The sequence below is a fragment of the Prosthecobacter sp. genome (genome assembly GCF_044378005.1).
GTDB lineage: Bacteria > Verrucomicrobiota > Verrucomicrobiia > Verrucomicrobiales > Verrucomicrobiaceae > Prosthecobacter.
This window is the reverse complement of the sequence record NZ_JBILYB010000060.1, coordinates 1-19,441: the sequence shown is the minus strand read 5'-3', so window position 1 is coordinate 19,441 and position 19,441 is coordinate 1. Positions and strand designations below refer to the sequence as shown.

Here is a 19,441-nt window from a genome sequence, read left to right as displayed (position 1 = left end):
GTCGAGGTATGGGTGGTTTAGCGGATGCCCATGATGTGCTTCATCACAGCGAGTTCCAGCGCTTCGTAGTCGCGTGCGTCGATCATCTGCTGCTCGAGTTTGCGATCCCAGGAGCGGACTTTCTCCACGAGGTGCATGAAGATCTCGCGGCTGCCGGTGAGGTGGGAGGTGACGCCTTTGCCTTTCTGCGTGCGCATGGCTTTCACGTCGAGGCCGATGAACTCGCCCTTCTTGCCGTAACCGGCTTCTTCGAGCACGCGGACTTGATTGAAAGCGCCGCGCAGATTGGCGGTGCCGAAGTTTTTGTCCTGGTCGTATTTGAGGCCGTTCTGGTCATTGAGATGGACGCTGCCGAGCTTGTCGTGAGCGAGGGCAAAGGCCATCTCGTCACTGGCATCGAGGCCTGCGAGCAGGGCGTGAGCGGTCTCGATAAGGCCTTTGACGCGCTTTGGATCGCTGGAGGCATAGGCCAAAGCGACGGCATGGCCTATGGTGGGGACGTAGGCGGCATCGGTGGGCTCATTCGGCTTCGGCTCGATCCAGATCTCGATGTCTTTGTCGTGCGCGAGCATGGCATTGATCGTTTCCAAAATGCGCTGGTAGGCGAGGCGGGCGTTTTTGCTCTCACGGATGTAGCTGCCCTCACGAGCGAGCCAGAGCACGATGGCTCCGCAACCGATCTCGCGAGCCACGTCGATGGTGCGAAGCGTGCGGTCGAGGGCGTAGCGGCGGTCTTTGGCACTGTTTGCCGTGTAGCCACCATCGACGGTCTGCGGTGCGAACCACAGACGTGGGGCGACGAACTCAGGCGTGAGGCCGTTGTTATCGAGCATCTTCTTTACCTTGGCGCACTGCTTGGTGATCTGCACAGGCGTGAGGTCGTCGATGCCTGGGACGACATCATCGTCATGGAACTGCACGCCATCGAAGCCCATGGGCTTGTAGAGCGCGTATTTCTTTTCGTGTGGGAAGACGGGGCGGACCTCGGGGCCGAAGGGATCGGCACCCTCGCTGATGTTCCAGGGTCCGAAGGAGAAGCGGTATTGGGTTGGTTTGCTCATGGCGAGACACAGTAAAGGGCAAGTCAGACCTCTCTGGCTACGCTTCCAGTCTCTGCGGCTGAGACTATCGTCTCAACCTGACCTAGCAGATGAAGATGCATGTGCTATGAAAGTGCCCATGCGAGTCGAGCGTGAGAAGATTCAGATCCCGAGCGGGCATTCCTTTCGAGTGCTGCGATGGTCGCGCACGCTGCGGGAGGTGGAGTGTGTCGTAGCACCTGGAAAAGCGGAGAAGCTGACGGGCGAGGGCACGCGCTGGCATTTCCACACGGAGATGGAGCTGACGCTTTTCCGCGAGGGCCAAGGCACGCGGTTTGTCGGTGATCACATCGGGGCATTTGAGGCGGGAGACCTCGTTTTGCTGGGGAGCAAGCTGCCGCATTACTGGCACACGCGGGGGCATTCGGGCGGCGTTTCCGTGCAGTGGCATTTCCCGGAGGATCATCCGTTCTGGGCTTTCCCGGAGACACTGCCGCTGCGGGCGCTCTTTGATCAAAGCGGGCATGGTCTGCGCCTGAGTGGACTGACGGCAGCAAGAGTCGGGGCTTTGATGAATGAGATGATCGGTGTGCAGGGCGTGGAGCAGTTAGCACTGCTGCTGCGGGTGCTGGCGATCATTGATGCTGCTCCGGCAAAGGAGCGAGCCCGGCTTTCCGTGCGCTCGTTTGCACTAGCGGCGGAGTCTCACTACCAGCAGGCGATCTCACGGGCGCTGCGGCATGTGATCGCTCATTTCCGGGAGCAGGTGAGGCTGGAAGATGTGCTGCAAGTGAGCGGCCTGAGCCGACCGACCTTTGCGAGGCAGTTCAAGAAGCACTCGGGCAAGACATTGAGTGAGTTTCTCAATCACTTGCGACTCCAGGCGGCGTGTCGCGAGCTGGTGGAAAGCGATCTCGGGGTGCTGGAGATCGCGCTCGGGTGTGGGTTTACTCAGGTTTCGTTTTTTAACCGCCTCTTCCGCCGCCTGCAAAGGTGCAGCCCGACGGAGTATCGGGCACGGCGGAGGGAGTAAGCTTGCGTTTTTCGGACTCTGCGGACGATGGCGTCCGTAGTTTGACAATACCCCCAGCCACCTCTTGATTCCAACCATGTCCCAAACCCCCAACGATTTTCCCACCATGATCACTCCGGTCTCGAATTACATCGTGCCCACGGTGATCGAGAGCGAAGGCCGCTCCGAGCGCGCCTATGACATTTATTCCCGCCTTCTGAAGGACCGCATCATCTTCCTCGGCAGCGAGGTGAATGACCAAGTGGCGAATATCATCATCGCCCAGTTCCTTTTCCTTCAGATGCAGGACCCGAAGAAGGACATCCACTTTTACATCAACAGCCCCGGGGGGTCCGTGACGGCGGGCCTCGCCATTTATGACACGATGCAGTTCGTGACCTGCGACGTGAACACCTACTGCATCGGCATCTGCGCCAGCATGGGCGCGGTGCTGCTGGCCGCTGGCTCGAAGGGCAAACGTTTCGCCCTGCCGAACAGCGACATCATGATCCATCAGGTCTCCGGCGGTGCGCGCGGCACGGCTAGCGATGTGGAGCGCACGGTTGACTTCATGTACAAACTGAAGCGCCGCCTGAATCGCATCCTGGCTCTTCATTGCGGCAAGACGCCCGAGGTCATCGAGAAGGATGCGGATCGCGACAACTACATGAGCGCAGAAGAAGCCTGCACCTACGGCCTCGTGGACAAGGTGCTGCAGAGCAATCGCGACCTTCCGGCGAAGGAGTAGGCGTTGAGGATCGAAGATTGAAATGAAACAGGCGGGCCGTGAGGTCCGCCTGTTTTGTTTAAGCAAACAGCTCTGTCACGGCCTTGCCTTTGCCATCTTCGGTGACGTAGAAGGGGCGGCCTTCGATGTCGTATTCCGTCTTCGGGCTGATGCCCATGGCGGTCATGAGGGTGGCGTGGAGGTCCATGATGCTGACGGGGTTCTTCGTGGCGATGAGTGGGCGTTCATCGGCGGTTTCGCCATAGAGGAAACCTTTCTTCGTGCCGCCACCGAACATGACGACGCTGGTGCCGCCGGTGAAGTGGCGGTGCAGGCCGTAATGCTGGGCTTCCTCAATCTTCTCTACTTTGAAGGTGGCCTGATCGCTGGCGGTGGAGCCGGGCTTGCCTTCGATGAGAGCATCGCGGCTGAACTCGCTGGCGATGATGATGAGGGTGCGGTCGAGCATTCCTTTGGCTTCGAGATCTTGGACGAGTTGCGCGATGGGGCGGTCGATCTCCTTGTGCAGTCCGGCGACGGTATCGTGACCGCTTTTGTGCGTGTCCCAGTAGAGGAAGGGGACATATTCCGTGGTTACTTCCACGAAGCGCGCCCCGGCTTCGACGAGTCGGCGAGCTAGCAGGCAGCCACGGCCAAAACGACCTGTGTCATACTTTGCGAGGCTCTCTTTGGGCTCCAGTGTGATGTCGAAGGCTTCCCGTTCTTTGGCGCTGAGCAGGCGGTAGGCATTGTCCAGACTGCGGAGCATGGACTGCTGCTGGTAGTCGCTCATCACCTCGCGGTTCGGGCTTTTGTCCACGAGCTTGCGGAAGAGCTTGTCGCGGTTGGCGAAACGTTGCGCGTCCATGCCTTTGGGCGGCTTCACAGACTGCGCGGCTTCTTCGGGGAAGGGGAGATTCATCGGGCCGAACTCGCTGCCAAAGAATCCGGCGGTGGTGAAGGCCTTCAGTTCCTCGCTTTCGCCGATGCCTTCGAGCCGTTGTCCGATGTTGATGAAGGCTGGCATCACCGGATTGCGCGGGCCGAGTACCTTCGCCATCCAGGAGCCGATGTGCGGGCAGGCCACGGTCTGCGGCGGCACATAACCCGTATGCCAGTGGTACTGATGGCGGGAGTGCAAAATGCTGCCGAGGTCTGGCTGCACGGCGCTGCGGATGAGGGTGGCGCGGTTCATCACCTTCGCGATCTCGGGCAGCCCAGCACTGATTTTTACGCCATCGAGCGTGGTGTCGATGGAGTCGAAGGTGCTGAGCATCTTCTTCACTTCGAGGCCCTTTTCGAAAGGGTAGTAGCGCTTCGGATCGAAGGTCTCCGGTGCGGCCATGCCACCGGCCATCCAGAGGAGGATGCAGGCATCGGCCTTGGCGGGTGGCTGCTGCACAGTTTCGCCCGTCTTGCCCCAGATCATGCGCGGCTCGCCAGTCATCCATGCGGCGGTGCCGGCGGCGGCGAGCTTTTTCAGAAAGTCGCGGCGGACGAGGTGTTCGGGCAATGAGGGGTCGTTTTCCATGGGCTGGACTGAACGAAGCCACGGGGCCCGACCTTGCTCAAGCTCCGAGGCTCAAATACTCGCGCACCGTGTGGTTCATGGCCCGTCGGGCTGGTGGGAAAGCCGAGGCCACATGGGCAAAGGTGTCATCCAGCGCGAATTCCTCAGCGAGGGCGTGTTTCCCAGCGGCTTCGAGATGGCTGACGACGACCTTTTCATAAAAGTCCACATCGGGGGCTCCACGGCGCTCGGCTCGGCGATGGAGGAAGTCGGGGTAGAGACAGGTGAGAACGAGGAACTGGTTCGCACACTGCACATGGATGAAGAAGCGTTCGTGGGCGCCGGCGTTCTCCAGAGCTTCGATGTAGTCGATGCTGTAAAGGCTGTCGAGTTTGCTGGAGGGAAGCCTTTGCTCGGCTGTGGCTGGCAGGCCGAAGTCAGCACAGACGACGGCGATGTAGTCGGCTACTTCGAGATCATCGACACCGGCCTGCATGAGTGTGTGTCGGACGATGGTGAAGAAGAACATCTCGGGCGATAGCAGGGCGGCGCGGCGGCTCATGACCACGGCTTCGAAGAGCTTTGGATGATCGAGGATCATCTTCACTGCCTCGGGGTCATCAAGCAGGGCCACGAGGCCGTCTCGATCCCTCTGAGTGAGGGCAAGCGAGTCACGAATGAACTGCCAGTCGGCAGACGAGAAGCGATACCAACAACCGGGGCGGGGGAATCGAGTCATAGGGATGGAAGGGGTTCCAGGAACCCTTCAAGCATGGCTCATGCCAGAAAGCTTCCTGGAGAATCAGATGCCTCGTTCGCGACGAATGTTCGATCCCTTCCGCGCCAATCTGAAGCTACCAGCAGAGGCCTTCGTATTTCCACGGAAGCGTGGCGAGGTCACGCCAGCCATTCACGTCGATGACCTGCTGCTCGGGCTTCACCAGTGTGGCGAGCGTATCGATGGAGACACATTTCTGCGAGGCGACGATGAGCTCCGAATGCTCGATGACTTCGTTCACATCGGTTTTCAGCAAAGAGGCGAGATGCGGCATGCGGCGGTTCATCTCAGCAGCGTTTGCACCGATCATGCGGGAGAGATTCAGGCTCGGATCGTAGATGCGCAGGTCGTAACCACGACCGAGCAGCGACTCCGCCACAGCGACCATGGGGCTGCCGCGAAGGTCATCCGTGTCGGCTTTGAAGGCGAGTCCGAGCAGACCGACTTTGCGCAGGCCTTTGCTGGTGATGAGCTTCAGCAGCAGGTCGAGATGCGCGCTATTGGTGTCGAGCGTGTTGTCCAGCAGCGGCAGAGCGATGCCTTCCTGACGTGCGAAGGATAGCAGAGCGCTGACATCTTTCGGCAAACACGATCCGCCGAAGGGCGTGCCGGGCTTCATGTAGTAGGAGGAGATGTTCAGTCGCGTGTCACTGCACACGACGTTCATCACGCGCGCGCCGTCTTCGCCGAGGTGTTTGCATAGGCGGCCGATCTCATTGGCGAAGCCGACCTTCAGGGCGTGGAAGTAATTGCAGGAGTATTTGATCATCTCCGCGCCTTCCCAGGCAAGCACGGCGGGAGTGCCGCCAAGCAGTTCCTTTGCCTCCGGGCTCTCGGGTTCCTGACCATCATGCGTGCCGACGACAGCCAGTGATGGTACGCGGAAGTCTTTCACCGCCGTGCCTTCACGCAGGAACTCGGGGCAGTAGTAGATGCGCACTTGTTCGGCGGTGCGGAGGTCTTCAAAGAAGTCCGTCACCATCTGACGCGTGCTGCCGGGCAGCATGGTGCTGCGGAAGAGGATGATGTGAGATTTGCCGCTGCTTCTGAGCACGGCGGCGATTTGCTCGCTGACCTTGCGGACGAAGTCGAGATTCAGACGGCCTGACTCCAGGGATGGCGTGCCGACGCAGATGATGCTGACATCGCTGCCGAGTACGGCCTCCTGAGCGCTGGTGGTGGCGGAAAGGCGGCCTTCTTTGCGTGCGGTGCTGAGCAGATCATCCAGCTCGGGCTCGATGATGGGGCTGCGACCTGTGTTAAAGGCCTCCACTTTCTCCGGCTGCACATCGGCGCCGATGATGACATGCCCAAGTTCCGCCAGACACCCTGCGGTGACTGCGCCGACGTATCCGAGTCCAAAGATGCTGACCTTCATGAGCCCGCCCCATAGCACAGGGCGGCACACGGCGACAAGTGCGGCTATGATTCCTTCTTCAGCAGGGACATTACCACGAGACCCATCACGAGTCCGCCGAGGCAGATGAGCCAGAAATTCACCGGCGTGTCGGGCAGCTTGCTGTGGATCTCCATGCCGAAGACGCTGGCGAGGGCGGTGAGAGGGAGGAAAAGAGCGGCGAGCAGGTTCAAACGATGCGCCGTGGCAGCCATCTGACGGGCTGTGGCGGCTTGGGCCTCGGCTTGGCGGGCGACGGTGAAGTTCAGGCCAAACTGGGCATCTTGCAGCAGCAGCTCGGCGTTGCGCTCGATGGCTGCTGCCTGGTCTCGAAGGTTGATGATCTCACGTTCGGTCTTCAGCATTTCACGAGCCTGCTGCATGGCGCGGTGCAGTCCGCGTGAGCTGCGCAGCACGGGGGCGATCTGCTCCAGCACGGCGTGGTATTCGGTGGCGGTGTTGGCCAGATTTTCCGCCTGCTCCAGCGCGGTGAGTTTGTCATCGAAGCTGCGCAGGTGCTCAGCCATTGCGGCGAGGCCCATGCCTTTGATGTTCGTCTTCCATTCACCTTCAGGATTGCGCCAGAAGAGCGCTGCCTTCCGCTGGTGCTGATCAGGCTCGGGGAGCTGGTGCAGGATGATGAGCAGGTGGCCCTCCTCCAGCATGGCGCGCTGTGGGCCGGGCTCGCGTCCGAGGCGGCTGCTGATGGCTTCAGGGACGGTCCAGAGTTTCGGGAGCAGGGAGCTTTCGGGTTTCATAGGCGCGGCGAGGCTAGCGGTCCACTCGGGGCAGGGGAATACAATTTCTGTCGGAGATTCAACTCAGGACCGAGTGCAGACGTAGCCCATGGCTCATGCGAAATCTCATCCTCATTCTCGGCGATCAAATGGATCGGCAATCGGCTGCCTTTGATGGCTTCGATGCGGGCTTGGATCGGGTCTGGATGGCGGAGGTGGCAGCGGAATCGACGAAGGTGTGGGTTCACAAGGCACGCATCGTGACCTTCCTCGCGGCGATGCGGCACTTTGCGGAAAGGCTGCGAGCAGAGGGAGTGACGGTGGATTACCGGAAGCTCGATGATGTGGAGAACAAGGGGGACTTCATCAGCGAACTGGAGGCGGCGGTGGCCCGGCTGAAGCCTGAAAAGCTGATCATGGTGGAGGCGGGTGAGTGGCAGGTGCGGGAGGACTTCCGCGCTGCGGCGAAGAGGCTCGGCATCGTGCTGGATGAGCGGGAAGACAGGCACTTTCTGGCGAGTCATGCGGACTTCGAGAAGCACGCGAAGGGTCGCAAGCAACTGCGGATGGAGTTCTTCTACCGCGAGATGCGGGCCAAGCACGCGGTGCTGATGGACGCGGGCAAGCCGGTGGGAGGTGATTGGAACTATGACAGCGAGAACCGGAAGAGTTTTGGCAAGGAAGGTCCTCCGCTGAAGGCTGCGCCGAGGCGCTTCCTGCCAGATGAGATCACGCGGGAGGTGATCGCGGTCGTGGAGGAGAAGTTCGGCAACCACCCGGGCAGTCTGGCGGAGTTTGACTGGCCGGTGACAGCGGCGGATGCGCAGGTGGCGTTGGTGGACTTCATCGAGCACAGGCTGGTGGAGTTTGGCGACTATCAGGATGCGATGTGGACGCGTGAGCCCTGGCTTTATCACAGCCGCCTGAGTGCGGTGATGAACCTGAAGCTGCTTGATCCTCGTGTAGTCATCGCGGCGGTGGAGAAGGCGTATTGCACGGGCAGGGCTCCGCTGGCTGGAGTGGAGGGATTCATCCGGCAGATCCTGGGCTGGCGTGAGTACGTGCGCGGCATCTACTGGCGCTTCATGCCAGAGTATGTGGGCATGAACTCGCTGGGCTGTGAGCAGCCGCTGCCGAAGTTTTACTGGACCGGCGAGACGGAGATGAACTGCCTGCGCGATGCGATCGGCCAGACGTTGAAGCACGGCTACGCGCATCACATCCAGCGGCTGATGGTGACGGGTTTGTTTTCACTCCTGCTCGGCGTGCGACCGCGTGAGGTGCATGAGTGGTATTTGGCGGTGTATGTGGATGCCATCGAGTGGGTGGAACTGCCAAACACGCTCGGCATGTCCCAGCATGGCGATGGCGGAATCATGGCCAGCAAGCCCTACATCGCGTCCGGGAAATACATTCAGCGCATGAGCAACTACTGCTCTGGCTGCCGCTACGATCCGGCGAAGTCCACGGGGCCGAATGCCTGCCCCTTCACGACGCTGTATTGGGACTTCCTGATGCAGCATGAGCCGCGTTTGAAGATGAACCAGCGCATGTCCATGCAGGTGAGGAATGTGGCGCGGCTGAGTGAGGCGGAGAAGGCGGCGATTCAAAAGCAGGCTGAGCAGCTCCGGGAAGCGTATGCTCTGCCCTCATGAGCACTCCACCCACCAAGCTGCGCAGCGGACTCGCGCTCGCGGGCTTCATCGTCATCACCTTCTGCGCGCCGCTGCTGAGCGTGGGCTCCATGCCGGGCGAGTGGTATGCCGCGCTGATCAAGCCGGAGTGGAATCCGCCCGCCTGGCTCTTTGGTCCGGCGTGGACGCTGCTTTACACTTTGATGGCTGTGGCCGCTTGGCTGGTGTGGAAGCGTGTCGGCTTCTCACGGCCTCTGGCCTTTTACTTTGTCCAACTGGCGCTGAATGCCGCGTGGACGCCGATCTTCTTTGGCGCTCATCAGATCGTCTGGGCGTTGCTGGAGATCGTGCTGCTCTGGGGTGCTGTTTTGATCACGCTGGTGAATTTCCGGCGCTTGAGTCCGGCAGCCGCATGGCTCTTCGTGCCGTATCTCGCCTGGGTCAGCTTTGCGGCTTTTCTTAACTTCACCCTCTGGCGTTTGAATCCCTCATGAATTCTAAAGTTTGGCTGATCACAGGTTGTTCATCGGGCTTCGGCCGTGCGATTGCGGAGGCTGCTTTACTCGCGGGAGATGAAGTTATCACCACGGCAAGGCGTGCGAAGGATCTGGAAGTGTTGGAACACGTGGGTGCGGGCAGATGTCATGGACGTGTGCTCGACATCACGGATGCCGAGCAGGTGGAAAGCGTGATCGCTGAAGCAGCTAAGATCACAGGGCGGCTGGATGTCATCGTGAACAACGCGGGCTATGGCCTCATCGGCGCGGTGGAGGAATGCACGGAGGGGCAGACGCGGCGGAACTTTGAGACGAACTTCTTTGGCACGCTGAATGTGATCCGCGCTGTGCTGCCGCAGCTTCGTGAACAGAAGGCGGGGCACATCATCAACATCAGCGCAGCGGCGGTGATCTCGAATTATCCCGGCTTTGGCATCTACGGGGCGGCGAAAGCGGCGGTGGAGTCTCTGAGCGAGAGTCTGCGCGCGGAGCTGCTGCCGCATGGCATCAAGGTCACGCTGGTGCAGCCAGGGCCGTTTCGCACCAGCTTCATTAGCAAGGGGCTGGATCACGCGGAACCGATGCCTGCGTATGTCGGAACATCGGGGAAGTTCGCCGTGTTCCTTAAAAACGTGGATGGCAAGCAGCCAGGTGATCCTGAGCGGGCGGCGGAGCTGATCGTGAAGATGATCCACGAGGGGCAGTCACCCTTGCGCCTGCCTCTGGGCAAGTATGTGACGAAGAAGATCCGCGATGCGGCAGCAGCACGTCTGCGTGAGCTGGAAACCTGGGAGCAGGCGGCGATAACGACGGATTTTCCGGCCTGAGGAAGCTCCTTTCCGGCAATTGGGCACGGGAGAGACGCCTCGGATCACTCTTTGACACATTGGGGTCGAGCCTCCACACTCCGCGCCCTTTTCCCCAAGCCAGATGTTTGACCTGCTCGCCACTGACCCTGCCTCCTCCGCCCGCCGTGGTCGGTTGCAGACGGCACATGGGGTGATCGAGACGCCGGTCTTTATGCCTGTGGGCACGCAGGGCACGGTGAAGGCGGTGCATCCTGACGAACTGCGCGCGCTGAACTCCCAAATCATCCTCGGGAACACCTACCATCTCTGGGTGCGCCCAGGGACAGAAATCATCCGCGAGGCAGGCGGGCTGCATCAGTTCATGAACTGGGATCGCCCCATCCTGACGGACAGCGGCGGCTTCCAGGTCTTCTCTTTGGCAAAGCTGCGGAAGATCAAAGAAGAGGGCTGCTACTTCCAGAATCACGTCGATGGCACACCGATGTTCCTCGGCCCCGAGACGGCGATGGAGATCCAGGCGACTCTTGGCAGCGACATCGCGATGCTCTTTGATGAATGCACGCCCTACCCATGCACTCATGACGAGGCCAAAAAGAGCATGGAGCTGACCCTGCGCTGGGCGAAACGCTGCCGTGACTGGGTGAACGAGCACAAGCCGGACGCCGGAGCCTTTGGGCGAGATGAGCGACACGCGAAGCAACTGCACTTTCCTATTGTACAAGGCAGCGTCTTCCAGGATCTGCGTCAGCAATGCGCGCGCGAAATGGTGGCGATGGACTTCCCAGGCTATGCCGTCGGTGGTCTCAGCGTGGGCGAGCCGGAGGAGGACATGATGCGCATCGCCGAGTGGACCTGCCCGCTATTGCCGGAAAACAAACCGCGTTATGCCATGGGGCTCGGCACGCCTCCGCAGCTCGTGGAGCTGATCGCGCGGGGCATCGACATGTTTGACTGCGTGCTGCCGACGCGGCTCGCGCGCAATGGCACCGCCTTCACCCACGAAGGCATGATGAACCTGCGGAATGCTAAGTTCGCCAAGGACTTCCGGCCCATCGCTGAGGACACCCACCCGCTCTGCCAGGGCTTTTCGCGCGCCTATTTGAGGCATTTGGTCAATACCCAGGAGGTGCTGGGATTGAGGTTGATTTCCCTGCACAATCTGCATTTCTACGCGTCCCTCACGTCCAGGGCGCGGTTGGCCATCGAGCAAGGTTGCTTCTCCGAATTCCGGGCAGAGGTCCATGCCCGCTACCAGACACGTCCCGACACCACTGATTCCTAATGTTTATCTCCCTCTCCTCCTTCCTCGCTCAAGCCCCTGCCGCACCCGGTGCTGGCGGTATCCTCGGCAATCCGATGATCATGATGGTGCTCATGTTTGTCATGATGTACTTCCTGCTCATCCGCCCGCAGCGTCAGCGCCAGAAGGAACTCGAAAGGCTCATCAGCAGCGTGAAGGTGGGAGATCATGTGATCCTAAGCGGCGGCGAGCACGGCATCATCACCAGCACGAAGGACCTCACCGTCATGATTCGCCTCGGTGACAACGTGAAGGTCGAGTATGAGCGCAGCGCCATCGCCTCCGTCAGCAAAAAGAGCGACGTCGTGGAAGCCACGGCCGCCTGAAGGCGAAATGACGAAGCACGAATGACGAATGACGAAAGTCAGAACCCATTCACTGCCTAAGTTCGTCATTCGTCATTACTAATTCGTCATTTTCCCAGACCCAACCCACCCCGCCAACGTCCATGAACGCCTACGTCACCTTCCTCGTCGGAACCGCCATCCTGCTGCTGCTGCTGTTTTACATCGGCACTGTGATGCATACCACCAAGCGCCGTGTGGGTGCCGCGCTGATCTTGCTGATGACGGTCTTTGCCGTCTTCACGTTTAAGAATGTGGGCATCCCTCTCGGCATCGATTTGAAGGGCGGCAGCGAGTTCGTCGTCCGCCTGAAGCCCAGCACGGATAAAGAAGGCAACACTCAGAAAGTGGATGCTTCCTCGGTGCAGCAGGCCATGGCGATTCTGGAAAAACGTCTGAACCCTGAAGGGACGAAGGATCTCTCCATGCAGCCGCAAGGTGATGACCGCATCCTCATCCAGATGCCCGGTGTGAAGCCAGAGGAGTTCGCCGACGTGCGCACGAAGATCCAGCAGGTGGCGAAGCTCGAGTTCCGCGTCGTGCATCAGGACAGCAGCTCGAAGATCGCTGAGATCGATGGTGGCGGCATCACTGAGCCGGGCTGGTCCAAGATGAAGTACAAAGAGCAGAAGGACGAGCAGGGCAACAAGCTGCCAGACCGTGGTGCTGAACTCGTCCGCAACCGCCCCGACATGGAAGGCGACGGCGTTAAGGAAGCCTTTGCCACGATGGATGCCGAAGGCTGGAAGGTTTACCTCAACCTCAATGGCGACGGCTCCAAGAAATTCGACGAGATCGCCGCCGTGAACAAAGGCCGCCAGCTCGCCATCATCGTCGATGGTGAGATCATCTCCGCTCCCGTGCTCCAGACCGACCACTTCGGCGGCACCGCCGTCATCTCTGGCAATTTCAACCGCGAGTCCTCCGTGCAGCTCGCGACGCTGCTCCAGAACCCGCTCAAGAACCCGATGACCATCGAGTCGGAAAACGCAGTGTCTTCCTCCTACGGTCAGTCCTCCATCGACCAGGGTAAGTGGATCTGCATCGCAGGTCTGCTGCTCACCACTTGCTTCATGGTCTTCATCTACCGTCTGGCGGGCCTCATCGCCATCGTCGGTCTGGTGATCAACCTCGCCGTGCTCTTCGGTGGCATGGCGCTCTTCCAGTTCACGCTCACCATGCCCGGCATCGCCGGTATCGTGCTCACCATCGGCATGGCCGTGGATGCAAACGTGCTCATCTACGAACGTCTGCGTGAGGAAATGGAAGCCGGCAAGTCTCTCACCGGTGCTCTGGATGCGGCTTATCAAAAAGCCTTCTCCGCCATCGCGGACTCAAACATCACCACGATCATCGCGGCGATCATCCTCTTCGCTATCTCCGGCGGTTTGGTCCGTGGTTTCGCCGTCACTTTGATGCTTGGTTTGCTCTCCTCACTGATCGGCGCGCTGATCGTGACTCGCGTCATTTTCATGTTCGTGATCGACAACGGCCTGCTCACCAGCTTGAAGACCACGAAGATCATCCCCGACAAGGTTTTCGACATCCTCTCCGCTGCTCCGAAATTCATCATCGCCTCCCTCGTCGTTACGGCGATCTCGTTTGGAATGCTGGCCGTGAAGGGCAAGGAAAGCTTCGGCATCGACTTCCGTGGCGGCTCACTGCTGCATGTGGAAGTGGCTGCGGGCAAAGATCTCCCCACCGCCAAGGTCGAGGAGATGCTGAAAGGTCTCAAGCTCGCCGACGGCAAGAGCATCGGCACCGCCTACGTGCAGCGCAAGAGCACCGCGACTGGCGGTGACGTGATTGCCATTCGCGGTGAGCAGGAAGCGGGTGCCATCATCGAAGGCGCGGTGAACAAGAACTTCAAAGACAGCGTCAAGGGCACCAGCCTGGAAACCGTCGGTGCCCTCATCGGTAGCGAAGCGGCGAAGACCTCTCTGATCGCTCTCGGTGTGGCGCTGATCTTCATCTTCCTCTACCTCCTGATGCGCTACGAGTTCGCCTTCGCTCTCGGTGCGGTGATCGCCCTCTTCCATGACGTGCTCATGGTGCCGGGTTTGTGCGTCCTTTTTGGTCAAGAGATGAGCCTCATTCACGTCGGCGCTCTCCTGACCATCGCCGGTTACTCCATCAATGACACCATCGTCGTCTTCGACCGTATCCGCGAGACCATCCAGCGCGGCGGCAGCGGCACGATCCGCGATCTGATGAACGAGGCCATCTGCAAGACCCTGAGCCGCACCCTCCTCACCGGCCCGACCGCCCTCGCGCCGATGGTGGTGCTCCTCTTCCTCGGCAATCCCGCCATGCTCGAGTTCGCCATGCCGATCACCATCGGTGTGCTGCTCGGCACCTACTCGTCCATCTTCATCGCCAGCCCGCTGGTGCTCTGGTATGCCACGAAGAGCGGAGTCAGCCTCAAGCGCAAAGTGCTCGAAAGCCACGAAGCCGCCCTCAAAGCCGAGGCCGCCGTGGCTGCCGCGAAAGCTGGTCAGGGGCTGTAAGCTCACCCGTCATTCATTCAACGAAAGCCTCGCCCATACCGGCGGGGCTTTTTTGTGGGACGGACCGGGGATGATTGTTTACTTGGAGTTGAAATTATAAAATTTAGAATGCTAACTTTTAACTTACGCTTACCTTTTCGACTCTCCACCGGATGTCACTCCAGCCTCGCCGATCCTCCATCACCCTCGCCCTCCTCGTCATCACTCCCGTGGCGTTGTTGGCTTGGCTGGGCACCTATTTGATCCGTGATGCCGCCCGAAGCACTGACAACGCGCGTGAGGCAATCCTAGCTGAGCGCCTCTTCGTGGCCAATCACCAGCTCCTCCACGACTTTCGGCAGTTCACGGATGAGATTGACCACCTCGGTTCCTCCCCCGACGCGGCTTTGACCGAGGCGGCCACCCACATCAGCCAGCATCCCTGGGTGAGTGAGGTCTGGCTCAGTGCCCCGACTGGCCAGATCACCGTCGTCACCGATAAAAAAACGCTCAGCCCAAACTCGGATGCCCAGGCCGGGCCACGATCCGCCGCTCTGCTGGAACAGTTGAAAGCCAGTGGCATCAAGGGCCTGGACATCTCCACTGAGCCGCAACCTTTCACCCTCATCGGCAGCCCACCAGATCGTGCCGAGTCGAAGCCCCGCAAGGCCATCTGGCAGACGGCGGTGAAATCCGCCAACTACCACCTCACCAGCTCTCCCCAGCCCACCGCCACCTTTCCCAGTGGCTGGCATGTGACAGATGGTGACTTCATCTATTGGCGGCTGGTGAGCGGACAACTGCTCTGCGCCCGCTTCGACAGCCAACAGCTTTCGTCCGCACTCTTCGCGCGTCTGCCCATCCCCGGCATGGAAAATTATCCAGGCAAGCTCACGCTAGCCACTATCACCGGGATTCCGCTTCACGGCTGGGGCCGCTCGCTTCAGGGTTCGAACAGCAACCCGGTGGCAAGGGTGCTCTGTTCCCCACCTTTGACTCAGTGGGAGCTCGCCTACACCCCCGCCTACAACGAATTCCCCAAGCCCTACCTCTTCCCCATCATGCTCGGCGTCGGCTCCGGTTGCCTGCTTGTCGGGGCGCTCGCCTGGACCTTTTTCCGCGAAAATGCGCGTGAGATCCGCGTGGCCCAGCAGCGCGTCAGCTTTGTGAATCAAATCTCTCATGAGCTGAAGACACCGCTCACCAATATCCGCCTCTACACTGAGATGGCCTCCCACCGCATCGAGGAGGCTGGAGACACCATTGGCAGGCGTCACCTGAGTGTCGTCGAGACCGAGGTAGCTCGGCTCGACCGCCTGATCCAGAATGTGCTGAATTACGCCCGCCAGCAGCGCGACAAGCTCAGCGTCCAGCCACGGCCCATCTCACTCGACCACGTCGTTGAGCGCGCCGTGAAACATTGGCGGCTGCTTCTGGAGCGCAAAGGCTTCGAATTGGAGACCCATCTCCTCGGGCCCAACGAAATGAGCGCCGATCCAGACGCCATCGAGCAGATCCTCGGCAATCTCATTTCCAACGTGGACAAGTATGCCAAGTACGGAAAGTGGATCTCCATCCGCACCGAGCAGGAGCCGGAAAAGGGCATCGCGCGGATCATCGTCGAGGATCGCGGTCCAGGTATCCCCACCAGCAAACGCCGCGCCGTGTTCGAACCCTTTGAGCGGCTTCGCTCCGATCTCGATGAAGGCGTCAGCGGCACCGGCATCGGCCTCACCATCTCCCGCGAGCTGGCCGAGCTCCACGGCGGCAGTCTCCTGGTCTGCCCGAACTATAAAGAGGGTGCTCGCTTCATCCTCACCCTTCCCTTGCAACCCAAAGCCTGAGAGACACGCATCACCCCCCTGTGCCCACCATGAAAATCCTCATCGCCGAAGACGACGAACACACCCGCGAGGCCCTCCGCGAAGTGCTCAGCATGGAAGGTTACGAAGTCGTCACCGCCAGTGATGGACTCCAGGCCGTCGATTTCTTTCGCGCCACGAAGCCAGACTTCGTCTGCCTGGATGTCATGATGCCCGGCCAGAACGGCTACGAAGCCTGCAAACAGATCCGCCGTCACGACGAGCAGGTGCCCATCCTCTTCCTCACCGCCAAAGCCGAGGAGATCGACGCCGTGCTCGGGCTCGAACTTGGGGCCGACGACTACATGACGAAGCCTTTTGGCGTCAAAGAGATCATCGCCCGCATCCGCGCCATCACCCGCCGCACCGCCGCCCGCAGTGCCAAAAAAAGTGGTGAGGACGAATTCATGATGGACGACCTTCGCATCGTCCCCGCCGAACTGCGCGCCTACCGTGGCACCACCGATCTCCAGCTCAGCCCGCGAGATCTAAAAGTCCTCCGCCTCCTCCACGAAAAGCGAGGCAAGGTCGTCGATCGCAACCAGCTCGCCGATGAAGTCTGGGGCATCGACTACTTCCCCGAGAGCCGCGCCCTCGACCAGCACATCTCCCAGCTCCGCAAGCGCATCGAAAAAGACCCCGCCAACCCCCGCATCATCCGCACAGTGCACGGAGCCGGGTATCGATTTGAGTAGCAGGTTTGAGGGCATGCTCATTTGCACAGTTCACGGGGGCGAATTTAGTCTTGCCACCCCCGGGGGAGACGCTAGGCTCGCCACGCTCCCCCCGCACCTATCCACTCCCCTACATGGACAAACGCAAATCGACCGCCAAGAAGGCCGCCAAGGCTCCCAAGTCAGCCCCTAAACAGAGCCCCGCTGCTTCTTCCTCCTCGAATTTCGACCTCGCGCACATTCGCGAAATCGTCGGCCTCATGGCCGAAAATGATCTGACCCTTTTTCACTTCGAAAAGCAGGGCTCCAAGCTCGAACTCCGCCGCGGCTCCGACTTCGAAGCCGCCAAAGAGCTGCTCAAGCACCTCCCTTCCGCCCAGGCCGCTCCTGTAGCGCTTGCCGCCGCACCGGCTTCAGTCGCCGCTCCTACGGTGACCGCCGCTGCAGCACCAGCCGCCGCCGCTCCTGCTCCCGCTGCCTCCGGTCCCACCATCAACAGCCCCATGGTCGGTACCTTCTACCGCTCCACCGCTCCAGGAGAGAAAGCTTTCGCCAACATCGGCGACAGCGTGGATGAAAACACCACCGTCTGCATTATCGAGGCGATGAAGGTCATGAACGAGATCAAGGCTGAGATGCGCGGCACCATCGCCCGCGTCCTTGTCGAGGATGGCAAGCCCGTCCAATACGGCCAGCCCCTCTTCGAGTTGAAAGCCTGATCCGTCATCGCCTTGACCTCTTCTTGACGCCTTGACTGCTTGACCGTCCAGCCGCTCGTCAAGCAGGTCAAGGCCCTCACCCAGTCAAGACTCTCCGTCCTCAGCCCTTCGCTCTCAGTTTCTTCCATGTTTAAAAAAATCCTCGTCGCCAATCGTGGTGAGATCGCCGTCCGCATCATCCGCGCCTGCAAAGAACTCGATGTCAAAACCGTCGCCGTCTATTCCGAGGCAGATGTGGACTCCATGCACGTCCACCTTGCTGACGAGGCCATCTGCATCGGCCCAGGCCCCAGCAGCGAAAGCTACCTGAAGATCTCCCGCATCATCAGCGCCGCCGAGATCGCCAACGTCGATGCCATCCACCCCGGCTATGGCTTCCTCTCCGAGAAAGCCGAGTTCGCTGACGTGTGCGAACAGTGCAAAATCAAGTTCATCGGCCCTTCCTCACAGGTCATCGCCACCATGGGTGACAAAAACAGCGCCCGCGCCACCGCCAAGGCCGCAGGTGTCCCCATCACCCCCGGCTCCGATGGCATCATCGCTACCGAAGAGGAAGCGCTCAAGTGGGCGCGTAAGATTGGTTATCCCGTCATCATCAAAGCCACCGCAGGCGGCGGCGGACGCGGCATGAGACCCGTCCTCAACGAAGCCACCCTCATCTCCAGTTTCCAGGCTGCCAGCCTCGAAGCCCTCAAGTGCTTCGGCGACGGCTCCATGTACATGGAAAAGCTCGTCGATAAGCCCCACCACATCGAGTTCCAGCTCGTCGCCGACTCCCACGGTAATGTCGTCCACCTCGGCGAGCGCGACTGCTCCATGCAGCGCCGCAATCAGAAGATCATCGAAGAGTGCCCCAGCCCCAAGGTCACCGACGCCCTCCGCAAAAAGATGGGCGATGCCGCCGTCCGCCTCTGCAAGAAGATCGGCTATGAGAACTGCGGCACCATCGAGTTCCTCGTCGATAACAACCGCAAGGACTTCTACTTCATGGAGATGAACACACGCATCCAGGTGGAGCATCCCATCACCGAGGAAGTCTATGGTTGCGACCTCATCAAAGAGCAGATCCGCATCGCCGCCGGCCTCCCCCTCAGCGAGCACGTCGTCCATGCCAAGGCGCGTGGCCACAGCATCGAATGCCGCATCAACGCCGAAGACCCCTCACGCAACTTCGCCCCTAGCCCCGGCAAGATCAATCTGTGGTACACCTCCGGCGGACGCGGCGTCCGTGTCGATACCCACGTCTATTCCGGCTACGAAGTCCCGCCCTACTACGACTCGATGATCGCCAAGCTCATCGTCACTGGCGCCACCCGCGAGATCGCCATCAGCCGGATGCGTCGCGCCCTCGGTGAATTCACCGTCGAAGGCATCAAGACTACCATCCCGCTGCAAAGCAAGATCCTCACCACCGGCGACTTCCAAAGTGGCAACTACGACATCACCTGGGTGGAGAACTTCCTCCGCCAGGAAGGCATGAAAGCGTAACTTCAATTGGCAATCGAAGCCTGCCCGGAGCGCGGGTTTTCCAGCCCGCAGCATCCCGATCACCCCCACCTCCGGCGAAGAGAATCCTTATTAGCCGCCGAAGGCGGAGATGGTTGTTTCGAATCATCCCGCAGGCCGTCAAGCAAGGCCTGCTTCGTCTTGGATTCTCATGGCGGTTTTTGCCTTGGGGCCGGCTTCTTAGTGGAGTAGACAGCAAGTCTATCGGAAAGAGTTCGGGGTTTCAACGGTTGGCCTGAATGCCGATAGTCTAGTCGCACTGTGCAGCCTTGTTGGCTTGGTCACGTTGATTCTTGGATCTCGTTAGCGGTGGGCATATAGGCTTGTCGTCGCTGCTATCGTATTTTATCTAGCCATCAACTTGGTGAGCATGCTTTCAGCTTTCTCAAAGCATGGAGTATTCACGGTTC

General features: G+C 60.2%; 17 protein-coding genes. 12 read left to right on the top strand and 5 right to left on the bottom strand.

All coding sequences use genetic code 11. The annotated features are described in order from the left end of the window. Nucleotides 1-17: 17 nt before the first annotated feature. Entirely contained in the window at nt 18-1,061 is a 1,044-nt protein-coding gene (locus tag AC6FTP_RS13320; RefSeq protein ID WP_497207408.1) for a TIM barrel protein, read from the bottom strand. Nucleotides 1,062-1,167: 106 nt separating this feature from the next. On the opposite strand from AC6FTP_RS13320, the gene AC6FTP_RS13315 reads away from it, so the two are divergent. Both AC6FTP_RS13315 and AC6FTP_RS13310 read left to right on the top strand, forming a co-directional pair. After that, a complete protein-coding gene (locus AC6FTP_RS13315; protein WP_497207407.1) occupies nt 1,168-2,073 on the top strand; it encodes a helix-turn-helix domain-containing protein in 906 nt (301 codons plus the stop codon). A gap of 76 nt (nt 2,074-2,149) precedes the next feature. Next, the gene (locus tag AC6FTP_RS13310; RefSeq protein WP_497207406.1) at nt 2,150-2,800 is read left to right on the top strand and encodes an ATP-dependent Clp protease proteolytic subunit; all 651 of its coding nucleotides are present in this window, start codon (nt 2,150-2,152) and stop codon (nt 2,798-2,800) included. A 58-nt stretch (nt 2,801-2,858) separates the two neighbouring features. Here the strand turns inward: AC6FTP_RS13310 and AC6FTP_RS13305 are convergent, their stop codons facing one another. From AC6FTP_RS13305 to AC6FTP_RS13290, 4 genes are all read right to left on the bottom strand, one after another. Further along, a complete protein-coding gene (locus AC6FTP_RS13305; protein ID WP_497207405.1) occupies nt 2,859-4,310 on the bottom strand; it encodes a DUF1501 domain-containing protein in 1,452 nt (483 codons plus the stop codon). 37 nt (nt 4,311-4,347) lie between these two features. After that, a complete protein-coding gene (locus AC6FTP_RS13300; protein ID WP_497207404.1) occupies nt 4,348-5,028 on the bottom strand; it encodes a hypothetical protein in 681 nt (226 codons plus the stop codon). A gap of 115 nt (nt 5,029-5,143) precedes the next feature. Then, the gene (locus AC6FTP_RS13295) at nt 5,144-6,445 is read right to left on the bottom strand and encodes a nucleotide sugar dehydrogenase (RefSeq protein ID WP_497207403.1); all 1,302 of its coding nucleotides are present in this window, start codon (nt 6,443-6,445) and stop codon (nt 5,144-5,146) included. Between the two features lie 44 nt (nt 6,446-6,489). Then, entirely contained in the window at nt 6,490-7,221 is a 732-nt protein-coding gene (locus AC6FTP_RS13290; RefSeq protein WP_497207402.1) for a CorA family divalent cation transporter, read from the bottom strand. 95 nt (nt 7,222-7,316) lie between these two features. Here AC6FTP_RS13290 and AC6FTP_RS13285 point away from each other — a divergent pair, with 95 nt between their 5' ends. The 10 genes from AC6FTP_RS13285 to accC all read left to right on the top strand — a co-directional run bounded on the left by AC6FTP_RS13285 (nt 7,317) and on the right by accC (nt 19,013). Beyond that, the gene (locus tag AC6FTP_RS13285; RefSeq protein WP_497207401.1) at nt 7,317-8,855 is read left to right on the top strand and encodes a cryptochrome/photolyase family protein; all 1,539 of its coding nucleotides are present in this window, start codon (nt 7,317-7,319) and stop codon (nt 8,853-8,855) included. After that, on the top strand, nt 8,852-9,328 hold the full coding sequence (locus tag AC6FTP_RS13280; protein ID WP_497207400.1) for a TspO/MBR family protein: 477 nt from the start codon (nt 8,852-8,854) through the stop codon (nt 9,326-9,328). Before AC6FTP_RS13285 ends, AC6FTP_RS13280 begins: the two co-directional genes overlap by 4 nt. Then, the gene (locus tag AC6FTP_RS13275) at nt 9,325-10,158 is read left to right on the top strand and encodes an SDR family NAD(P)-dependent oxidoreductase (RefSeq protein ID WP_497207399.1); all 834 of its coding nucleotides are present in this window, start codon (nt 9,325-9,327) and stop codon (nt 10,156-10,158) included. Before AC6FTP_RS13280 ends, AC6FTP_RS13275 begins: the two co-directional genes overlap by 4 nt. Nucleotides 10,159-10,261: 103 nt before the next feature. Next, nucleotides 10,262-11,422: a tRNA guanosine(34) transglycosylase Tgt gene (gene tgt, locus AC6FTP_RS13270; RefSeq protein ID WP_497207398.1), complete on the top strand. Its 1,161-nt coding sequence runs from the start codon at nt 10,262-10,264 to the stop codon at nt 11,420-11,422. Next, entirely contained in the window at nt 11,422-11,766 is a 345-nt protein-coding gene (gene yajC / locus AC6FTP_RS13265; protein ID WP_497207397.1) for a preprotein translocase subunit YajC, read from the top strand. The genes tgt and yajC overlap by 1 nt, the downstream gene beginning before the upstream one ends. Before the next feature lie 122 nt (nt 11,767-11,888). After that, nucleotides 11,889-14,291: a protein translocase subunit SecD gene (gene secD, locus AC6FTP_RS13260; protein ID WP_497207396.1), complete on the top strand. Its 2,403-nt coding sequence runs from the start codon at nt 11,889-11,891 to the stop codon at nt 14,289-14,291. A gap of 152 nt (nt 14,292-14,443) precedes the next feature. Then, nucleotides 14,444-16,114, top strand: coding sequence for a sensor histidine kinase (locus AC6FTP_RS13255; RefSeq protein WP_497207395.1), 1,671 nt, complete (start codon nt 14,444-14,446; stop codon nt 16,112-16,114). A gap of 29 nt (nt 16,115-16,143) precedes the next feature. Beyond that, on the top strand, nt 16,144-16,827 hold the full coding sequence (locus AC6FTP_RS13250) for a response regulator transcription factor (protein ID WP_497207394.1): 684 nt from the start codon (nt 16,144-16,146) through the stop codon (nt 16,825-16,827). Nucleotides 16,828-16,940: 113 nt separating this feature from the next. After that, nucleotides 16,941-17,525: an acetyl-CoA carboxylase biotin carboxyl carrier protein gene (gene accB, locus AC6FTP_RS13245; RefSeq protein WP_497207393.1), complete on the top strand. Its 585-nt coding sequence runs from the start codon at nt 16,941-16,943 to the stop codon at nt 17,523-17,525. Nucleotides 17,526-17,651: 126 nt separating this feature from the next. Beyond that, nucleotides 17,652-19,013: an acetyl-CoA carboxylase biotin carboxylase subunit gene (gene accC / locus AC6FTP_RS13240; protein ID WP_497207392.1), complete on the top strand. Its 1,362-nt coding sequence runs from the start codon at nt 17,652-17,654 to the stop codon at nt 19,011-19,013. The last annotated feature ends 428 nt before the right edge of the window (nt 19,014-19,441 follow it).